The organism is Streptomyces sp. SID12501 (assembly GCF_010550245.1).
GTDB lineage: Bacteria > Actinomycetota > Actinomycetes > Streptomycetales > Streptomycetaceae > Streptomyces.
On the sequence record NZ_JAAGLU010000033.1, the window covers coordinates 84,533 to 99,629 of the forward strand.

The window sequence follows — 15,097 nt, forward strand, 5'->3', positions numbered from 1 at the left end:
GCGCCCCCAGACCCCCGCTTCGGCCCTGAAGGGGCCTCGTCCTCAAACTCCCCCAGAGGGGGGACCCCCAGACGGGCTGGAAGTGGCGCCGGGGGCGAAATGCTATACACGCCGCATATCACTTGCTCGGAGTCAGGATGATCAACGCCGTGCCTGCCTCCACCTGCGCGCCGGGCCTGGTCAGGATCTCGTGGACCACGCCTGCTATCGGGGCGTGTATCCGGGACTCCATCTTCATCGCCTCCAGGGCCAGGAGCGGCTGGCCCGCTGTCACCTCGTCGCCCGGGGACACGTTCAACTGCCATACCGACGCGGCGAATTCGGCCTCGATCAGATGCCCTCCGACCGGGACCGTCACCTCGGGGGAGGCCTCGGCAGGTGCCGTTGCCGACTCCGCCCCCGTGAACTCGCCCGCTTCCTCCCAGGCGTCCCGTTCCGTGGAGAAGGCCGCGCCCTGGCGGGAGCGGAACTCCGCGATCGACTCGGCGTTCTCCGTCAGGAACTCCTCGTACTCCGCCAGGGAGAAGACGCCCTCCTCGATGCGGGGGACGAAGCGGCCCGAGGTGATGTCGGCGCGCAGGTCGAGGAGTTCGTCGGGCTCGACGGCGTACCACTTGATGCGGTCGAAGAACCGCAGCAGCCACGGTGAGCCCGGCTCGAACGCGCCGCGCTGCTGCCAGCCCGACCACACCTGGGTCGTACGGCCGACGAACTGGTAGCCGCCGGGGCCCTCCATGCCGTAGACGCAGAGGTAGGCGCCGCCGATGCCCACCGAGTTCTCCGCCGTCCAGGTGCGGGCCGGGTTGTACTTCGTCGTCACCAGGCGGTGACGGGGGTCCAGCGGGGTGGCCACCGGGGCGCCCAGGTAGACGTCTCCCAGGCCCAGTACGAGGTACTCCGCCTCGAAGACCGTGCGATAGACGTCGTCGACCGAGTCCAGACCGTTCACACGGCGGATGAACTCGATGTTCCACGGGCACCAGGGAGCGTCGTCGCGGACGCCCGCCATGTAGCGGGCGATGGCCTCGCGGGTCGCTGGGTCGTCCCAGGAGAGGGGGAGGTGGACCGTGCGGGAGGGAACCGTGAGGCGGTCTGCGGAAGGCAGTGCCGTCGCCGTCTGCCGTATCGCGCCGAGCAGTTCGGGCTGGGGGAGCCGGGCCGGGTCCGCCTGGATCTGGAGGGAGCGGATGCCCGGTGTCAGGTCGGTGACCCCGTCGAGGTCCAGCTCCGTCACCGCCTCCATCAGGGCGTGGACGCGCATCCGGAGCGCCAAGTCGAGCTGCATGGGCCCGAATTCGACCAGCAGGTTGTCGTCGCCGCTGCGGCGGTACGTGATGTCGCCGTCCCTGGCCAGTACGCCCCCGTCCACAATCACCGCCCGCCGTACGCCTGTTGTGTCCACGGGTGCGAAGCGGACCGTGTCTCCGGGGCGCAGCTGGCCCAGTTTCCAGCGTTCCGTGCTGAGAACGGTCGCCGGGCACACGAAGCCGCCGAGCGAGGGGCCGTCCGGGCCCAGCAGGACCGGCATGTCGCCGGTGTAGTCGACGGCGCCCACGGAGTACGGCGTGTCGTGGATGTTGGACGGGTGCAGGCCGGCCTCGCCACCGTCCGTGCGCGCCCAGCGGGGCTTGGGGCCGATCAGCCGTACGCCCGTGCGGGCCGAGTTGAAGTGGACCTTCCAGTCGGCCGCGTAGAAGTCGTGGATGTCCTCCTCGGTGAAGAACTCCGGTGCCGCGTGCGGGCCTTCGACGGCGCCGATGTGCCAGGGCGCGGTGAACTCCGGGCGGTCGGTCGTTGGAACCGGGGCTCCCGCCGCCGTCGTCGCGCCGCCGTGCAGGACGTCGCCCGTGCGCAGTGCCCGGCCTCCGTGGCCGCCGAACCTGCCCAGCGTGAAGGTTGCCGCGCTGCCGAGGAACGGCGGCACTTCCAGGCCGCCGCCCGCGAACAGGACGTACGTCCGCAGGCCCTGTTCCGACGGCGCGCCGATCGCCAGGACGGCACCCGCCGGTACCGTCACCGGCTCCCACTGCGCGACCGGCGTGCCGTCCAGCGTGACCGGCGCCGGAGCCCCTGTCACGCACACCGTCGTCGGGTGCGTGAACCTCAACGACGGTCCCTGGAGGGTGCATTCGAGGCCGGGGGCGCCCTCGTCGTTGCCCAGGGCGCGGTTGCCGAGGCGGAACGAACGGTCGTCCATCGGGCCGCACGGAGGCACGCCCACCTGCCAGTAGCCGGTGCGGCCCGGCCAGTCCTGAACCGTGGTGAGCGTCCCGCCGGCGACGACCTCGATGCGCGGAGTCGGATCGCTCACCCCGGTGAGGGTCGCCGTCGAGTGCGTCGCGGAGCGGAAGCCGCGGTTCGCCAGCGCCGCCCGCACCAGCCCGAGGTTGGTCTCGATGCCGTCGACCCGGGTGCGGGCCAGCGCCTCGTCGAGCCGGCGCAGCGCGTGCTCCCGGTCGGCGCCGTACGCGATCACCTTCGCGAGCATCGGGTCGTACGACGTGGTCACCTCGGTGCCCGTCTCCACCCAGCCGTCTACCCGCACCCCGCCAGGGAACTCCACCCGCGTCAACAGGCCTGCGCTGGGACGGTGTTCGCGCGAGGGGTCCTCGGCGTAGACGCGGGCCTCGACGGCGTGACCTCGGGGGGTGCCCGGGTCCTGGACGACGTCCCGCTCACCGCGGGCCAGCCGCAGCATCCAGGCGACGAGGTCGACGCCGTAGATCTCCTCCGTGACCGGATGTTCCACCTGGAGCCGGGTGTTGACCTCCAGGAAGTACGCCTCCTCGCGGGCGGCGTCGTACACGAACTCCACTGTTCCGGCGGAGCGGTAGCCGACGGAAGCGCACAACGTGCTTGCGGAGTCGGCTAGTTGGGCACGTACATGGGCGGGAAGCCCGGGTGCCGGGGCCTCCTCCACCACCTTCTGGTTACGGCGCTGGAGCGAGCAGTCGCGGTCGCCGAAGGTGACGACCCGGCCCTCGCCGTCGCCGAAGACCTGTACCTCGACATGGCGGGCGCGTTCGACGAGCCGCTCCAGGAAGACACCGGCCGAGGAGAAGGACGCGGCGGCGACGCGCTGCACCCGCTCCCAGGCGTCGGTGAGTTCGGCGGCCGAGGCGCAGGCCGACATGCCGATGCCGCCGCCCCCGCCGGTCGCCTTGAGCATCACGGGATAGCCGATGGCGGCGGCCCGTTCGTACGCCTCGTCGAGCGAGGCCAGCAGCCCCGTGCCGGGTGCGAGGGGCACGCCCGCCGCCTCGGCCGCGGCCCGGGCCGTGTGCTTCGCGCCGAACAGCTCCAGCTGCCCCGGCGTCGGCCCCACGAACACGATCCCGGCGTCCTCGCAGCGCCGCGCGAAGTCCGCGTCCTCGGACAGGAAGCCGTACCCGGGGTGGATCGCCCCCGCGCCCGTCTCCTTGGCCGCCGCCAGCACCAGGCTGGCGTCGAGATACGACTCCTTCGCGGGCGCCGGACCGAGCCGTACCGCCTCGTCGGCGAGCCGGACGTGCGGGGCGGAGCGGTCGGGGTCGGAGTAGACCGCGACCGTACGCAGGCCCAGCTCCCGTGCCGTACGGATGATGCGCACGGCGATCTCGCCCCGGTTGGCGACCAGCAGCGTGTCGAAGGTCATTCCGGGCCTGCCAGGGTGCCCGCCTCGGTGATGGTCATCTCCACCTCGGTCGGGTCGAAGCCGTTGCAGGGGTTGTTGATCTGGGGGCAGTTGGAGACGAGGACCAGGACGTCGCACTCGGCGCGGAGCGTGAGCGAGAGCCCCGGCGACGAGAGACCGTCGACGATGCCCAGCGTGCCGTCCTTCTCCACCGGCACGTTCATGTACCAGTTGATGTTGGAGACCAGGTCCCGTTTGCCCAGGCCGTGTCGGGCGCCCTCGGCGAGGAAGTTGTCCACGCACGCGTGCTGCGACCAGGTGTGGTGGCCGTACCGCAGGGTGTTCGACTCCTTGGAGCAGGCGCCGCCGACCGTGTCGTGCCGACCGACGTCGTCGGCGGTCACGGTCATCAGGGGCGTGTACTCGTTCGACATCAGGACACTGCCCGTGGTGAGGAAGATGCCACCCTGCGCGTGGATCGTGTCGGGCGCGCTGTAGCGCACGGACGTGTCGTGGGCGTCGTACACGAGGCAGTCGACGGCCTGGTTGCCGTGCAGGTCGGTGATGGTCAGCGTCCCGCCCGCGCGGACGACCGACGACCAGGCGGCGCGGGCCGGAACGACGGTCTTCCGGATGATCGGTGTGGTCATGCGAGCCCCCTCGCGGCAAGGAATTCTGCGGTGTTCAGGAACGCGCGGCGGCCCTCGGGAGTGGCCTCCCACAGCGGGTCGCCGGGGCCGGTCGCTCCGGCGCGCCAGGCCAGCACCTCCAGCGGGGTGCTGACGTAGTCGTCGCGCGGGTCGGCGGGGTGCGGGACGTTCGCGATCAGCACCGTGACGTCCTGCTCGGCGCGCAACGTCACGCTGCCGCCCGGGCCGGTCGAGCCGGTGAAGTCGAGGGCGCCGTCCTCGCGTACCTCCACGCCCTGGAAGAAGGAGAGCGAGGGCGGCAGATCGCGCGGCTGGAGGCCGTTCTTGGCCGCGGCCAGCTTGAACAGCTCGCGGCCGGCGGGAGAGGCCGACTGCGGGGTGCCGTCGCCGTACCGGCCGGTGTTGCGTACGAGGGTCGAGGTGCCGCACAGCGCGTCATGGCGCCCGGAGGTGTCGGTGACCAGCGAGGCGAGGACACGGCCCTGGTCGGACAGCAGCAACTGCCCCTCGCCGAGGTAGGCGTTCCACTGGACCTTGACCGTGTCGGCGACGTTCAGCCGTTCCCAGGGCCGGTCCGCGGCGAAGAGCAGCAGATGGGCGCAGGCGTCGCCGCGCAGATCGGTCAGGCGCAGCTCGGTGCCGCGGGCCAGCACCCGGTGCGTGTAGTTGCCGCCCGCCACCGTCTCGGCCCACACCAGATGGCCCGCCGCGCAGGGCGGCGCGGGCCAGTCGGCGGCCGGGACGACGGGCATGGCCTCGGCCCGGGCGCCCTCCTGGGCGCGGGCGTGGTCGCGGGCTCCGTACGTGGTCGATGTCCCCATCGGGGGTCCTCCGGCTCCGAAGTCGTACTGCTTCTGCTTCTCGTACTGCGTCTGGTTACTGCGTCTCGTGGTGCTTGCGCCTGTCCTGCTGTCTAATTTCTGTCGCGCGACAGAAATTAGGCGGAGGGCGAGACGCTGGAATTGCCCGGGTGTTGCCACCTGGTTACCGATTGCTCACCGAGATCATCGGACCGGGCGGTATGCGAGGATCGAACACATGGGAACGACGGGTGGGCCGGGCGGACGGCGGGTCGGCAGGCCGCGCGTCTCGCAGCGGCCGGACAGCGGGCTCACCCCACGGGCCGAACTGCTCACCGCGGCCGCCGATCTGTTCACCACGCGCGGCTACGCGGCCACCACCACCCGGACCATCGCCGAGCGGGCGGGGATGCGGCAGGCGTCCATGTACCACTACGTCTCCGGCAAGGAGGAGCTGCTCGCCGAGCTCCTGGAGTCCACCGTCACCCCTTCGTTGACCTACGCCCGAGGGCTGCTCGCCGACGACGTGACCCCGGCCGAGGGCCGGTTGTGGGAGCTGTGCCGCACCGACGTCGAGCTGCTCTGCGGCGGCCCGCACAACCTCGGCGGCCTTTACCTCCTCCCCGAGGTGCGCGCCGAACGCTTCGCCGGCTTCCATGCGGTGCGGGCCGAACTCAAGGACACCTACCGGCAGTTGCTCGCCGCGACGGACGCCGGAGGCGCGCTCGCCAAGAGTGAGCTGGACCTGCGGACGGATCTGCTCTTCGGGCTCATCGAGGGCGTCATCCTCGTGCACCGCTCCGACCCCGAGCGCCCGGTCTCCGCCTTCGCGGAAGCCACGGCGGACGCGGCGCTGCGCATCGCCGGTATCTGAGGGCCGCGGCGGCCTCTGAGGCTTCCGGAGGCCCGCGTTCACCCGTCACGGTGAGTGGTTCTCGTACGCCTGTATGTCGTGACGCATTGTGTGCGATTGCATCCGCAGTGTGCAAATGGACCGAGAGTACTCCACTTGTGGGGGGCGTTTCAGAGGGTTGCCGAATATGACACGGCGTTGATCCCGTCGGACTAAGCTCGCCCGCAGCGCGCCGAGTTGGTATGTATTCGTGCGCTTGTTCCCAAAAATACCGAAGATCCAGACAATCCCCAGACGTACCCCACAGCAAGCTCCCCCAACCCCAGTCGATTTGTCTCAGAGGGCATACATGGTGAGTGTTCAATCGCCTCCCGGTGGCCGTGAACTTCCCTACGCGCGCGTGCTGTTGCTACCTGCCATAGCGATGGCCGGGGCGACCGGAGCCGCCGTAGCCCTGGTGACGGGGCCGGCCCGCGCCGCCGTCGGCTGGTGCGGAGCCATCGCCACGGTCCTGGTCGTCGCGGTCGCCGCCGAAGTGGTCCGCCGCGGCCGTACCGTCCGTACCCTGCGGGCCGAGCACGCCCGTCACACCGCGTATCTGGAGCGGCGCATCGCCGCCCACGACGAGGACTTCGACCGGTTCGGCAAGGAAGTCCTGCCGTACGGGCTTCATCTCCTGCGCGGCGCCGGTTCACCCACAGGGGTGATTCGCGAACTGCGTGGGCCGGACTCTCCGTACCGCGAACTCCCGGTCCCGCAGCGCAAACTGCTGGAGCAGATCCTGGCGGTCATCGACCGCGAGGAGGCCATGCGGGACGGATCGCAGCGCGCGTTCGTCAGCATCGCCCGGCGCGTTCAGGCGATCGTCCACCAGCAGGCCAACGAACTCCGGGAGATGGAGGAGGACCACGGCCGCAACCCCGAGGTCTTCGACGACCTCCTGCGCATCGACCACGGCACCGCGCTGATCGGCCGCCTCGCCGACTCCATCTCCGTGCTCGGCGGCGGCCGTCCCGGACGCCAGTGGCCCCAGCCCGTCGCGCTGTACAGCGTGCTGCGGGGCGCGATGTCCCGGATCCTGGAGTACCGCCGCATCGATCTGACCTCCATCGCGAAGGTCAACGTCGACGGCAACTCCGTCGAGCCGCTCATCCACGCGGCGGCCGAACTCCTCGACAACGCCACGCGCTACTCGCCGCCCCACACAAAGGTGCACGTCACGGCGACCGAGGTGCAGACCGGCATCGCCATCGAGATCGAGGACGCCGGCGTCAGCCTCAGCGAGGAGTCCCGCAAGCGCGCCGAGGGCATGATCGCCCGCGCTCAGGCCGGCTTCGACCTCAACGACCTCGGTGAGTCCCCGCGCCTCGGCCTCGCGGTTGTGGGGCGCCTTTGTGATTCGTACAAGATGCAGATCTCGCTCAGGCAGTCCGCGTACGGCGGTGTCCGCGCCGTTCTGGTCGTGCCGTCCGACATGCTCACCAGCGACCCCGCCCCGGGCCTCGCCCACGGCATCGGTGCCACCGCCGCGCCCAAGATCGAACTCGGTGCACTGGAAGGTCCCAAGCGACCGCCCAAGAAGCGCCGCCCCACGACCGGCCCGCGAATCCCGGCCTCCGTCTCCATGGAGGACGACGTCCCGGAGGTCACCGAGTGGACCGAGAACGGTCTGCCGCAGCGCCGCAGCCGGGTCAAGACCCCGCTCAGCGAGCGGTACGCCCGGTCCAGGGCCGCCGAGGCCGAGATGGAGGCCGACCCGGAGCTCCGCAAACTGTGGGAGCCCGAGCCGCAGAAGCAGGAAGAAGAACCCCTGCCGGGCCTGTGGGTCGAGGCGTTCATGGAGGGCCTCAAGGGCGACCCGGACCCCACGGCCTTCACCAGGAACCCCGACGACCCGACGACCTTTTCGGGTCACCCGGACGACGCGGTCGACTTCAGCGCGTTCCCGGCCGCCGGCTCCAGGGCCCGCGACGGCCACCGGGACGACCGGGCGGCCTTCGGCGGCCACCGGGAAGACCCGACCGCAGCCAGCGCGACCAACCAGCAGCCGGCCCATGCCGAGGCCGACGACGAGGGGGACCTCAAGTGATCTCGCAGCGAGCCAACTTCGACTGGATGCTCAAGGAGCTCGCCGACGGCGTTCCGGGTATCCAGCAGATCGTGGTGCTCTCCGCCGACGGCCTGCGCATCGCCCGCTACGGGGGCGACCCCGACGCCGCCGACCGTGTCGCAGCCGCCTGCGCGGGCCTGCAGAGCCTCGCGGGCGCCGTCGCGCACGAGATCCCCGACAGCGACGGCACCATGCGCATGGTCATCATCGAGGTCAAGGGCGGCTACTTCTACCTGATGGCCGCCGGCCCCAACGCCTATCTCGCGGTCCTCGCCAACGTGATCGCCGAACCCGGCAACATGAGCAATCACATGCGCGACCTCGTGGTCCGGATCGGCGCCCATCTCACCAGTCCGCCCCGGCGGAACGGGCAGACCGTATGACTCCTCCGCAGCGCCGGCGGCGCTACCCCACCAAGCAGGACCCTCCGGCGGAGTCTCACTACGAGAGCGCGGCGGCCACGGAGGGCACGGAGAGCAAGAAGGGGAAGCGCAAGAACCCGGAACGGCTCTATGTGCTCACCGGCGCGGCTGAGGGCGGCGAACGCGCCTCCCTCGACCTTGTCACGTTAATCGTGGCGTGCGCCGAGCCCCCGCCCTCCGCCCCACCGGAGCAGTCGGCGCTGCTCCGCCTGTGCAAGGCACCCCTGTCCGTGGCCGAGCTCTCGGCTTACCTCAACCTGCCGTTCAGCGTGGTGACCGTCCTGCTCACCGAGCTGTTGACGGCTGAACTGGTCCAGGCGCGCGACCCGCTCATCAGTCAGTCGCTCGCCGACCGTTCCCTCCTCGAAGCGGTGATGCATGGACTTCAAAAGCTCTGACCCCATCACGGGTCCACGGACCGAGGACCGCCTGCCGCAGACCACCCAGGCCGCGGTGAAGATCGTCATCGTGGGCGGGTTCGGCGTCGGCAAGACGACCATGGTCGGCTCGGTCAGCGAGATCAGGCCGCTGACCACCGAAGAGACCATGACGCAGGCCGGTATCGGCGTCGACGACAACTACGGCTCCGATTCGAAGACCGCCACCACCGTGGCCATGGACTTCGGCCGCATCAGCATCACCGACCAACTGGTGCTGTACCTGTTCGGCACCCCGGGCCAGGAACGCTTCTGGTTCCTGTGGAACGGCCTGTTCGAAGGCGCCCTCGGCGCGGTCGTCCTGATCGACACCCGGCGCCTGGAAGTGAGCTTCGACGTCATAGGGCGGCTGGAGGAGCGGGGCGTGCCCTTCGTCATCGCCGTCAACTCCTTCCCGGACGCGCCCCGTTACCCGGTCGAGGACCTGCGCGCGGCCCTCGACCTGGCCCCGGAGATCCCCATCGTGGAATGCGACGCCCGCCGCCGGGCCTCCAGCCGGGACACGCTCATGACGCTCATGCGTTTTCTGCACTCGCTGGAGATGACGAAGACGCCTGTCTGAGGACGGCACCTCACCACCCAGCACACCACCAACTCTTCTGACACCGGATCCACCTCAGTTTCGGAGCGATCACTGTGACGCCTGAGCACCACTCCCTGACCGACACGGACGACACCGCCCTCAGCCCGCCCCCCGGCTGCCCCGCCCACGGCACCGGTCCCGGCGGACTGCGTCGGCTGTACGGCCCCGAGGCCGAGGACCTGGGAGCCGTGTACGAAAAACTGCGGGCCGAGCACGGCGCGGTGGCGCCTGCGCTGCTTCATGACGATGTGCCGGTCTGGGTGGTGCTGGGGCATGGCGAGAACATGCACATGGTGCGCAGCCCCTCGCAGTACAGCCGGGACACCCGGTTGTGGACCGCCTTGCAGGACGGCACGGTCAAGCCGGATCACCCGCTCATGCCGCACATCGCCTGGGAGCCCATCTGCTGCCACGCCGAAGGCGACGAGCACCTGCGGTTGCGCGGAGCGGTCACCGGTGCCATGTCGACCATCGACCACCGGGGCCTCCGCCGCCACATCAACCGCGCGACTCAGCTCCTCGTCAACAAATTCTGCGAGGACGGCAGCGCCGACCTGGTCAGCCAGTTCTGCGAGCACCTGTCGATGGCGGTGATGTGCGAGATCCTCGGCATGCCCGACGAGTACAACAACCGGATCGTGCATGCCGCTCGCGACATGCTCAAGGGCACTGAGACCGCCATCGCCAGTAACGCGTACATCATGGACGTGCTGACGCGACTCACGGTCCGCCGCCGAGCCGAAGCCAGAGAGGACTTCACCAGCCAGCTGATCAACCACCCGGCGCAGCTCAACGACAAGGAGGTCGGTCAGCACCTGCGCGTCGTCCTGATCGTCGCGTACGAGACCACCGCCAACCTGCTCGCCAACGTACTGCGGGTCGTGCTCACCGACCCGGGGTTCCGCGCCCAGCTCAACGGTGGCCAGATGACGGTGCCCCAGGCGGTCGAGCAGTCCCTGTGGGACGAGCCACCGTTCAGCTCCATCCTGGGCTACTTCGCCAAGCAGGAGACCGAGCTGGGTGGACAGCGAATCCGCAAGGGAGACGGCCTCCTCCTGGGCATCGCGCCGGGCAACGTCGATCCACGCGTGCGTCCCAACCTCAAGGCGAACATGCAGGGCAACCGCTCCCATCTCGCCTTCAGTGGGGGTCCCCATGAATGTCCGGGCCAGGACATCGGCCGCGCCATCGCCGACGTAGGCGTCGATGCGCTGCTGACCCGCCTTCCAGACATTCAACTCGACTGTGAAGAGCACGAGCTGCGCTGGCGAGCGTCCATCTCGAACCAGCACCTGGTGGAACTGCCTGTGAAGTTCGCGCCGAAGCCCCAGCAGGACGTCACGCAGAAGCCCTCCATCAACCCTGCCGCGCCGCAGCATGCGAAGAACATGCAGGTCGGAACGGTGCAGTCGCAGCCTGCCGCTTCAGGGCTCACAACTTCGGAGTCCGCCGCTCCGACGCCGGCGGCGACGCCCGAACCGGCCGGCCGGCCAGGGGTGTTCCGGCGCCTCCTTCGCTGGTGGCGCGGCGACTGAGCCGACCGGGCACCGGGGCTACCCGGCCCACTCGTCGTACGACGACCAGGCCCGCAGCACGCGTGGGCTTACGAACCGGTGCTCGCGCCTCGTGACCGGATCGGTGAACTCCAGCACCCGTGCGAGCAGTTGGAGCGGGCGCCGGAAGTCACCGACCGCCACGGGGCCGGTCACCACGGGGTAAAGGGGATCGCCGAGAATCGGCACCCCCAACGTGCTCATGTGCACCCTCAGCTGGTGCGTTTGCCCGGTACGCGGTGTCAGCCGGTACCGGGCACGCCCGTTCCGGTGCTCCAGAACTTCGATCCGGCTGACGGCGTTGGGCTCGCCCTCGAATTCGCGGGCAGCCAAGACCCCACGCTCCTTGACGATCCGGCTGCGCACGGTACGGGGAAGGGCCAGCTCGGGGTCGTACGATGCCACGGCCTCGTACTCCTTCGCCACTCGCCTGTCCCGGAACAGCGACTGGTACGTGCCGCGCTCCTCGGGCCGGACGATGAACAGCACCAGCCCGGCCGTCAGCCGGTCCAGCCGGTGTGCCGCGCCGAGTGTCGGGACGCCCAGTTGCTTCCGCAGTCGCGCCAAGGCCGTCTCGGCGACGTGGCTTCCACGCGGGGTTGTGGCCAGGAAATGCGGCTTGTCGGCCACCACCACGTGCTCGTCCCGGTACACGATGCCGACCTCGAACGGTACCCGCTCCTCGTCGGGCAGGTCCCGGTGGAACCACACGAACATACCCGGCACGTACGCCATGTCTCGCGGCACCGGACGACCGGCGACGTCCACGATCCGCCCCGCGTCGAGCATTCCGTCGATCACCCCGGCCTCGGCCGCCAGCCGCGCCACGAGATGATCTCGCACGGTCGCCCACTCGTCCTCGGCAGGCAACCGCACGCGCACCGGATCCACCCCCTCGTGCTGCGGCAGGGGGGACGGAGGGATTGGGCTTCTGCGTCTCATCACGATCAAGCGTACGAGGGTGCACTGACAGGGAGCGAGGCGATGTCGAAAAGCGTCGCGCCCTCCCGCGGACACCCTTGCGCAACGCCTCCAGCTGACGATCCTCATGAGATGTGTGGGTCTACTCAGCCACCCTGTCGGCAGAGGTAGTGGCCGAGTACCAACACCTCACGAATGCCGGATCGTCACATCGGCCCCGCCCGACCAGGGCACCTCGATAAGATTGTGTTACGAGCTCATGCGCTGCGTGCTCTGGCGTTCGGCGATCTTGCACGCCGTCCGGACACGCCCAGTGCCCATGGAAGGCGAGGGCTGAGCCGTTTTGGCCATCCGCTGTTGGGCATGCCCTTGGTGCCGCGTCCGCCACGGTCTTCCAAGAGACGCCACTCCGTGTCGGCGCGACCGCGGCCACCGCTGACCACATCTGTCAATCCCCTGGAAACGTGCTTGCCAATAGCTCTCCAGAGCGATGGGGCAACTCTTGAGCCTCCACCGCGGCGAAGGGGTATTCCATGGATTCGGACAAGAGCCAGTTGTTGGAAGGCAAGACAGCCCTCATCACCGGAGCAAGCTCGGGCATTGGCCGTGCGGCAGCACAGGTCTTCTCCGCCCATGGAGCTCAGGTGTTGCTGGCAGACATCGACCCCGCGGGCGGCAAGAAGACCGTCGAACTCGTGGAACGAGCAGGCGGCAGGGCCCACTTCATCACTACCGATGTACGGCAGCCCGACGAGGTCGCCGCCATGGTAGAGGCCGCCGTGACACACTTCGGCCGCTTGGACTGCGCGTTCAACAATGCCGGGATCGATGGCCAGATCAAGCCGCTGGCCGATTCCTCGATGGAAAACTGGCAGGAGGTCATCGGAGTCAACCTCACTGGAGTGTGGCTGTGTATGCGGGCTGAGATCCGCCAGATGTCCGCTACGGGAGGCGCCATCGTCAATACTTCCTCCCTCGCCGGCCTGGTCGGATTAGGTTTGGGGCTTTCCGCGTACGTTGCGGCCAAACACGGGGTGGTCGGGCTCACTCGGGCCGCGGCGCTCGAGTGTGCTTCTCAGGAAATCCGGGTGAATGCCATATGCCCCGGAGTGGTCCGCACTCCGATGCTTGACGACGCCATTCGGCTGGGCGCTCTCAGCGAGGAACAGGCCCGCGCCATGCAGCCGTTGGACCGGGTTGGCCGTCCCGATGAAATCGGGCAGGCCGCAGCCTGGCTCTGCTCGGATCACGCCTCCTTCATCACGGGGCAAGCTCTGGCAGCCGACGGAGGCGCGACCGCGGCATGACGCACCTGAAGTTGAAAGGATCGGGACTCTCCTGAGCGGCTGTTGTCCTCCGAACCTGATGGGGGCGTTTTCGGTGGTCAGGCATAGGTTCGGTGATTCCGCGGGAGCGTGGAGGTCGCCGAAGATACATGAGTGATACGCCTGGTCGTCCGTGGTGACCGACGGCGGCACGTCGCTGGTTGCGATCCCGAATGTTGTCGGCCGCTTCTGGTTGGGGGCGGCCGACCACTGATGCAGCGGATACCAACAGTGTTGGCTCATTCGTCGCGGAAGCTCAGCCACTCCATCTCCCCGGTGTAGCGGGGGGAACTCCGGCACCAGTAGTAGGAGGATGCGCAGCTCGATCGCAGGTCGTCGACGAAAGCGTAGGTATTCGCCCTGTCCGTCAGCGAAACGCCACGAGTTTCCAGCGCGGCAGACAGATGGGATTCCGCTGTGAGGAAGTCAGTGAGGTGTCCACCCAGCATGGACACCACCGCATTGACTGCCTCCGGCCGTGGGCAGCCACGCTCACGCTCGATGACGAGCACCATGTTGTGAGGCTCGCCCTGAGCTGCCTCTTTCTCAAACGAGAACAGGTCATCGACCAGGTTGAGACACCACACATTCGCGTCGTAGAGGGTTCGGAACACTGGATCGGCGTAGACCTCGGGCGTCAACTCGAAACCCCGTAGGCGCTCAGTCATGTCGAGTATGGGGGGCATGTATCCGGACCGGTACCGGATATCTCGGTACTCCTCGATCGTGGGGAAATGATTCTCCGCGATGTTGACAACCTCCGTCAGGAGGGCGTCGAACACCTTTGTCCAGTTGTCTGCCGCGCGCCTGCGGTATCGGGCTGACATCCCCTTGCACTGGCGGTCCCACACATCGGCGAAGAAGTCGACCCGGCCATCGCCGTTGCCGCCGGCACCCTCTACGACGCCGGTGAACGTCTTGATCAGTTTCTCCGCGTCCTGAGCATTGAGGCCGTCGAAGGCGTCGTCGACCAGGAACAGCCAGGCGAAGAAGTCCAGCCCTAGGTCCAGTTCTTCTCCGTTTGCCTCAGGCCACCACCCTCCGACGATGTCGGGGCACCGCTGGGCCAGGTAGACCTTCTCCGGCAGACAGAAGTTCCGCAGCCGCTGCACATGTTCTGGCAGAGCATGTGCCAGTCGTGGATTTGTTCGTAGGGCGAATGGAACGTCGAGCTCAAGAGGTGGCATAGCGATGTCTCCTCACGACGAGTAGCTGACGAACTTGAGGTGGGTATCCCCCTGGAATGCAGTGCATAGAAGCCCGGAACTGGACAGGCGCCTCACTGCCGCAGCGACCGCGTCGTCGGTGGTCGGGCCGTGGATCGTTTCCGTCGTGTCCTGGACGTTCTCCGGAGAATTGATCTTCCAGCCTGCCGGCTGTTGCGCGCTGTTCCGCGTCCACCTCGGAGGACCTCCGCTGGGGTTGGGCCGGGGGGCCTCGAAACGCTCACGCTCAGCGGAGATGTTGGCCAGGACCTTGCGAGTGGTGTACGAAACGTACGCCCGGCGACGCATATTCGACCGGTGCGAAGACACCCGCCGGTCGCCGCATGCCAACGTTTGAGCAAGTACTGCATCCTTGGCGAACATCCGGATGGCCTCGCTGACGGTGAGCAGATCGTCCTTCCGGACGGATTCGCACCCCCATACGATACAACCGCATCGGGTCCATCTCCAGAGTCGTATCCCCGGCACGCCACTTTGCGCTGCTCATATGGGCCACCCAGTCCCGCCCGGCTTGATCAGCTTGTTGCGCCGAACCCGGGTCGCACTGCCGACTGTCGAGGGCACCCGGACATCACCCCCACGGGCCCAGGTGCGACACCCGAGC

Annotated in this window: 13 protein-coding genes; 7 read left to right on the plus strand and 6 right to left on the minus strand. The window is 68.6% G+C overall.

Annotation, left to right across the window (positions count from 1 at the left end):
• Positions 1–118 precede the first annotated feature (118 nt).
• Genes G3I71_RS33455 through G3I71_RS33465 form a run of 3 tightly spaced genes read right to left on the minus strand, consistent with a single transcriptional unit; the run spans position 119 to position 5,084 of the window.
• The gene (locus G3I71_RS33455) at positions 119–3,634 is read right to left on the minus strand and encodes a 5-oxoprolinase/urea amidolyase family protein (RefSeq protein ID WP_164320571.1); all 3,516 of its coding nucleotides are present in this window, start codon (positions 3,632–3,634) and stop codon (positions 119–121) included.
• Positions 3,631–4,263: an urea amidolyase associated protein UAAP2 gene (locus tag G3I71_RS33460; RefSeq protein WP_164320573.1), complete on the minus strand. Its 633-nt coding sequence runs from the start codon at positions 4,261–4,263 to the stop codon at positions 3,631–3,633. Before G3I71_RS33460 ends, G3I71_RS33455 begins: the two co-directional genes overlap by 4 nt.
• Positions 4,260–5,084 (minus strand): urea amidolyase associated protein UAAP1, encoded by an 825-nt coding sequence (locus G3I71_RS33465; protein ID WP_164320575.1) that lies wholly within the window; start codon positions 5,082–5,084, stop codon positions 4,260–4,262. The genes G3I71_RS33460 and G3I71_RS33465 overlap by 4 nt, the downstream gene beginning before the upstream one ends.
• Before the next feature lie 217 nt (positions 5,085–5,301).
• Here G3I71_RS33465 and G3I71_RS33470 point away from each other — a divergent pair, with 217 nt between their 5' ends.
• From G3I71_RS33470 to G3I71_RS33495, 6 genes are all read left to right on the plus strand, one after another.
• Positions 5,302–5,937, plus strand: a complete 636-nt coding sequence (locus G3I71_RS33470) for a TetR/AcrR family transcriptional regulator (RefSeq protein ID WP_164320577.1) — start codon at positions 5,302–5,304, stop codon at positions 5,935–5,937.
• Positions 5,938–6,265: 328 nt separating this feature from the next.
• Positions 6,266–8,005, plus strand: coding sequence for a sensor histidine kinase KdpD (locus tag G3I71_RS33475; protein ID WP_164320578.1), 1,740 nt, complete (start codon positions 6,266–6,268; stop codon positions 8,003–8,005).
• Complete coding sequence (locus G3I71_RS33480) at positions 8,002–8,409, plus strand: roadblock/LC7 domain-containing protein (protein WP_164320580.1); 408 nt, start codon at positions 8,002–8,004, stop codon at positions 8,407–8,409. The genes G3I71_RS33475 and G3I71_RS33480 overlap by 4 nt, the downstream gene beginning before the upstream one ends.
• Positions 8,406–8,846, plus strand: coding sequence for a DUF742 domain-containing protein (locus G3I71_RS33485; protein ID WP_164320582.1), 441 nt, complete (start codon positions 8,406–8,408; stop codon positions 8,844–8,846). The genes G3I71_RS33480 and G3I71_RS33485 overlap by 4 nt, the downstream gene beginning before the upstream one ends.
• Positions 8,827–9,447 carry an ATP/GTP-binding protein gene (locus tag G3I71_RS33490; RefSeq protein ID WP_164320584.1) on the plus strand — a complete coding sequence of 207 codons (621 nt, stop codon included), beginning with the start codon at positions 8,827–8,829 and terminating at the stop codon, positions 9,445–9,447. The genes G3I71_RS33485 and G3I71_RS33490 overlap by 20 nt, the downstream gene beginning before the upstream one ends.
• A 74-nt stretch (positions 9,448–9,521) precedes the next feature.
• Positions 9,522–11,003: a cytochrome P450 gene (locus G3I71_RS33495; protein ID WP_164320586.1), complete on the plus strand. Its 1,482-nt coding sequence runs from the start codon at positions 9,522–9,524 to the stop codon at positions 11,001–11,003.
• Between the two features lie 18 nt (positions 11,004–11,021).
• On the opposite strand, the gene G3I71_RS33500 is transcribed toward G3I71_RS33495, so the two are convergent.
• Complete coding sequence (locus tag G3I71_RS33500; RefSeq protein ID WP_164320588.1) at positions 11,022–11,963, minus strand: RluA family pseudouridine synthase; 942 nt, start codon at positions 11,961–11,963, stop codon at positions 11,022–11,024.
• Positions 11,964–12,475: 512 nt separating this feature from the next.
• On the opposite strand from G3I71_RS33500, the gene G3I71_RS33505 reads away from it, so the two are divergent.
• Positions 12,476–13,249, plus strand: a complete 774-nt coding sequence (locus G3I71_RS33505; RefSeq protein WP_164320590.1) for a glucose 1-dehydrogenase — start codon at positions 12,476–12,478, stop codon at positions 13,247–13,249.
• Positions 13,250–13,506: 257 nt separating this feature from the next.
• Here the strand turns inward: G3I71_RS33505 and G3I71_RS33510 are convergent, their stop codons facing one another.
• On the minus strand, positions 13,507–14,379 hold the full coding sequence (locus tag G3I71_RS33510) for a terpene synthase family protein (protein ID WP_164320591.1): 873 nt from the start codon (positions 14,377–14,379) through the stop codon (positions 13,507–13,509).
• A gap of 87 nt (positions 14,380–14,466) precedes the next feature.
• Positions 14,467–14,856, minus strand: coding sequence for a DUF6192 family protein (locus tag G3I71_RS52980; protein WP_369335576.1), 390 nt, complete (start codon positions 14,854–14,856; stop codon positions 14,467–14,469).
• Positions 14,857–15,097: the final 241 nt, after the last annotated feature.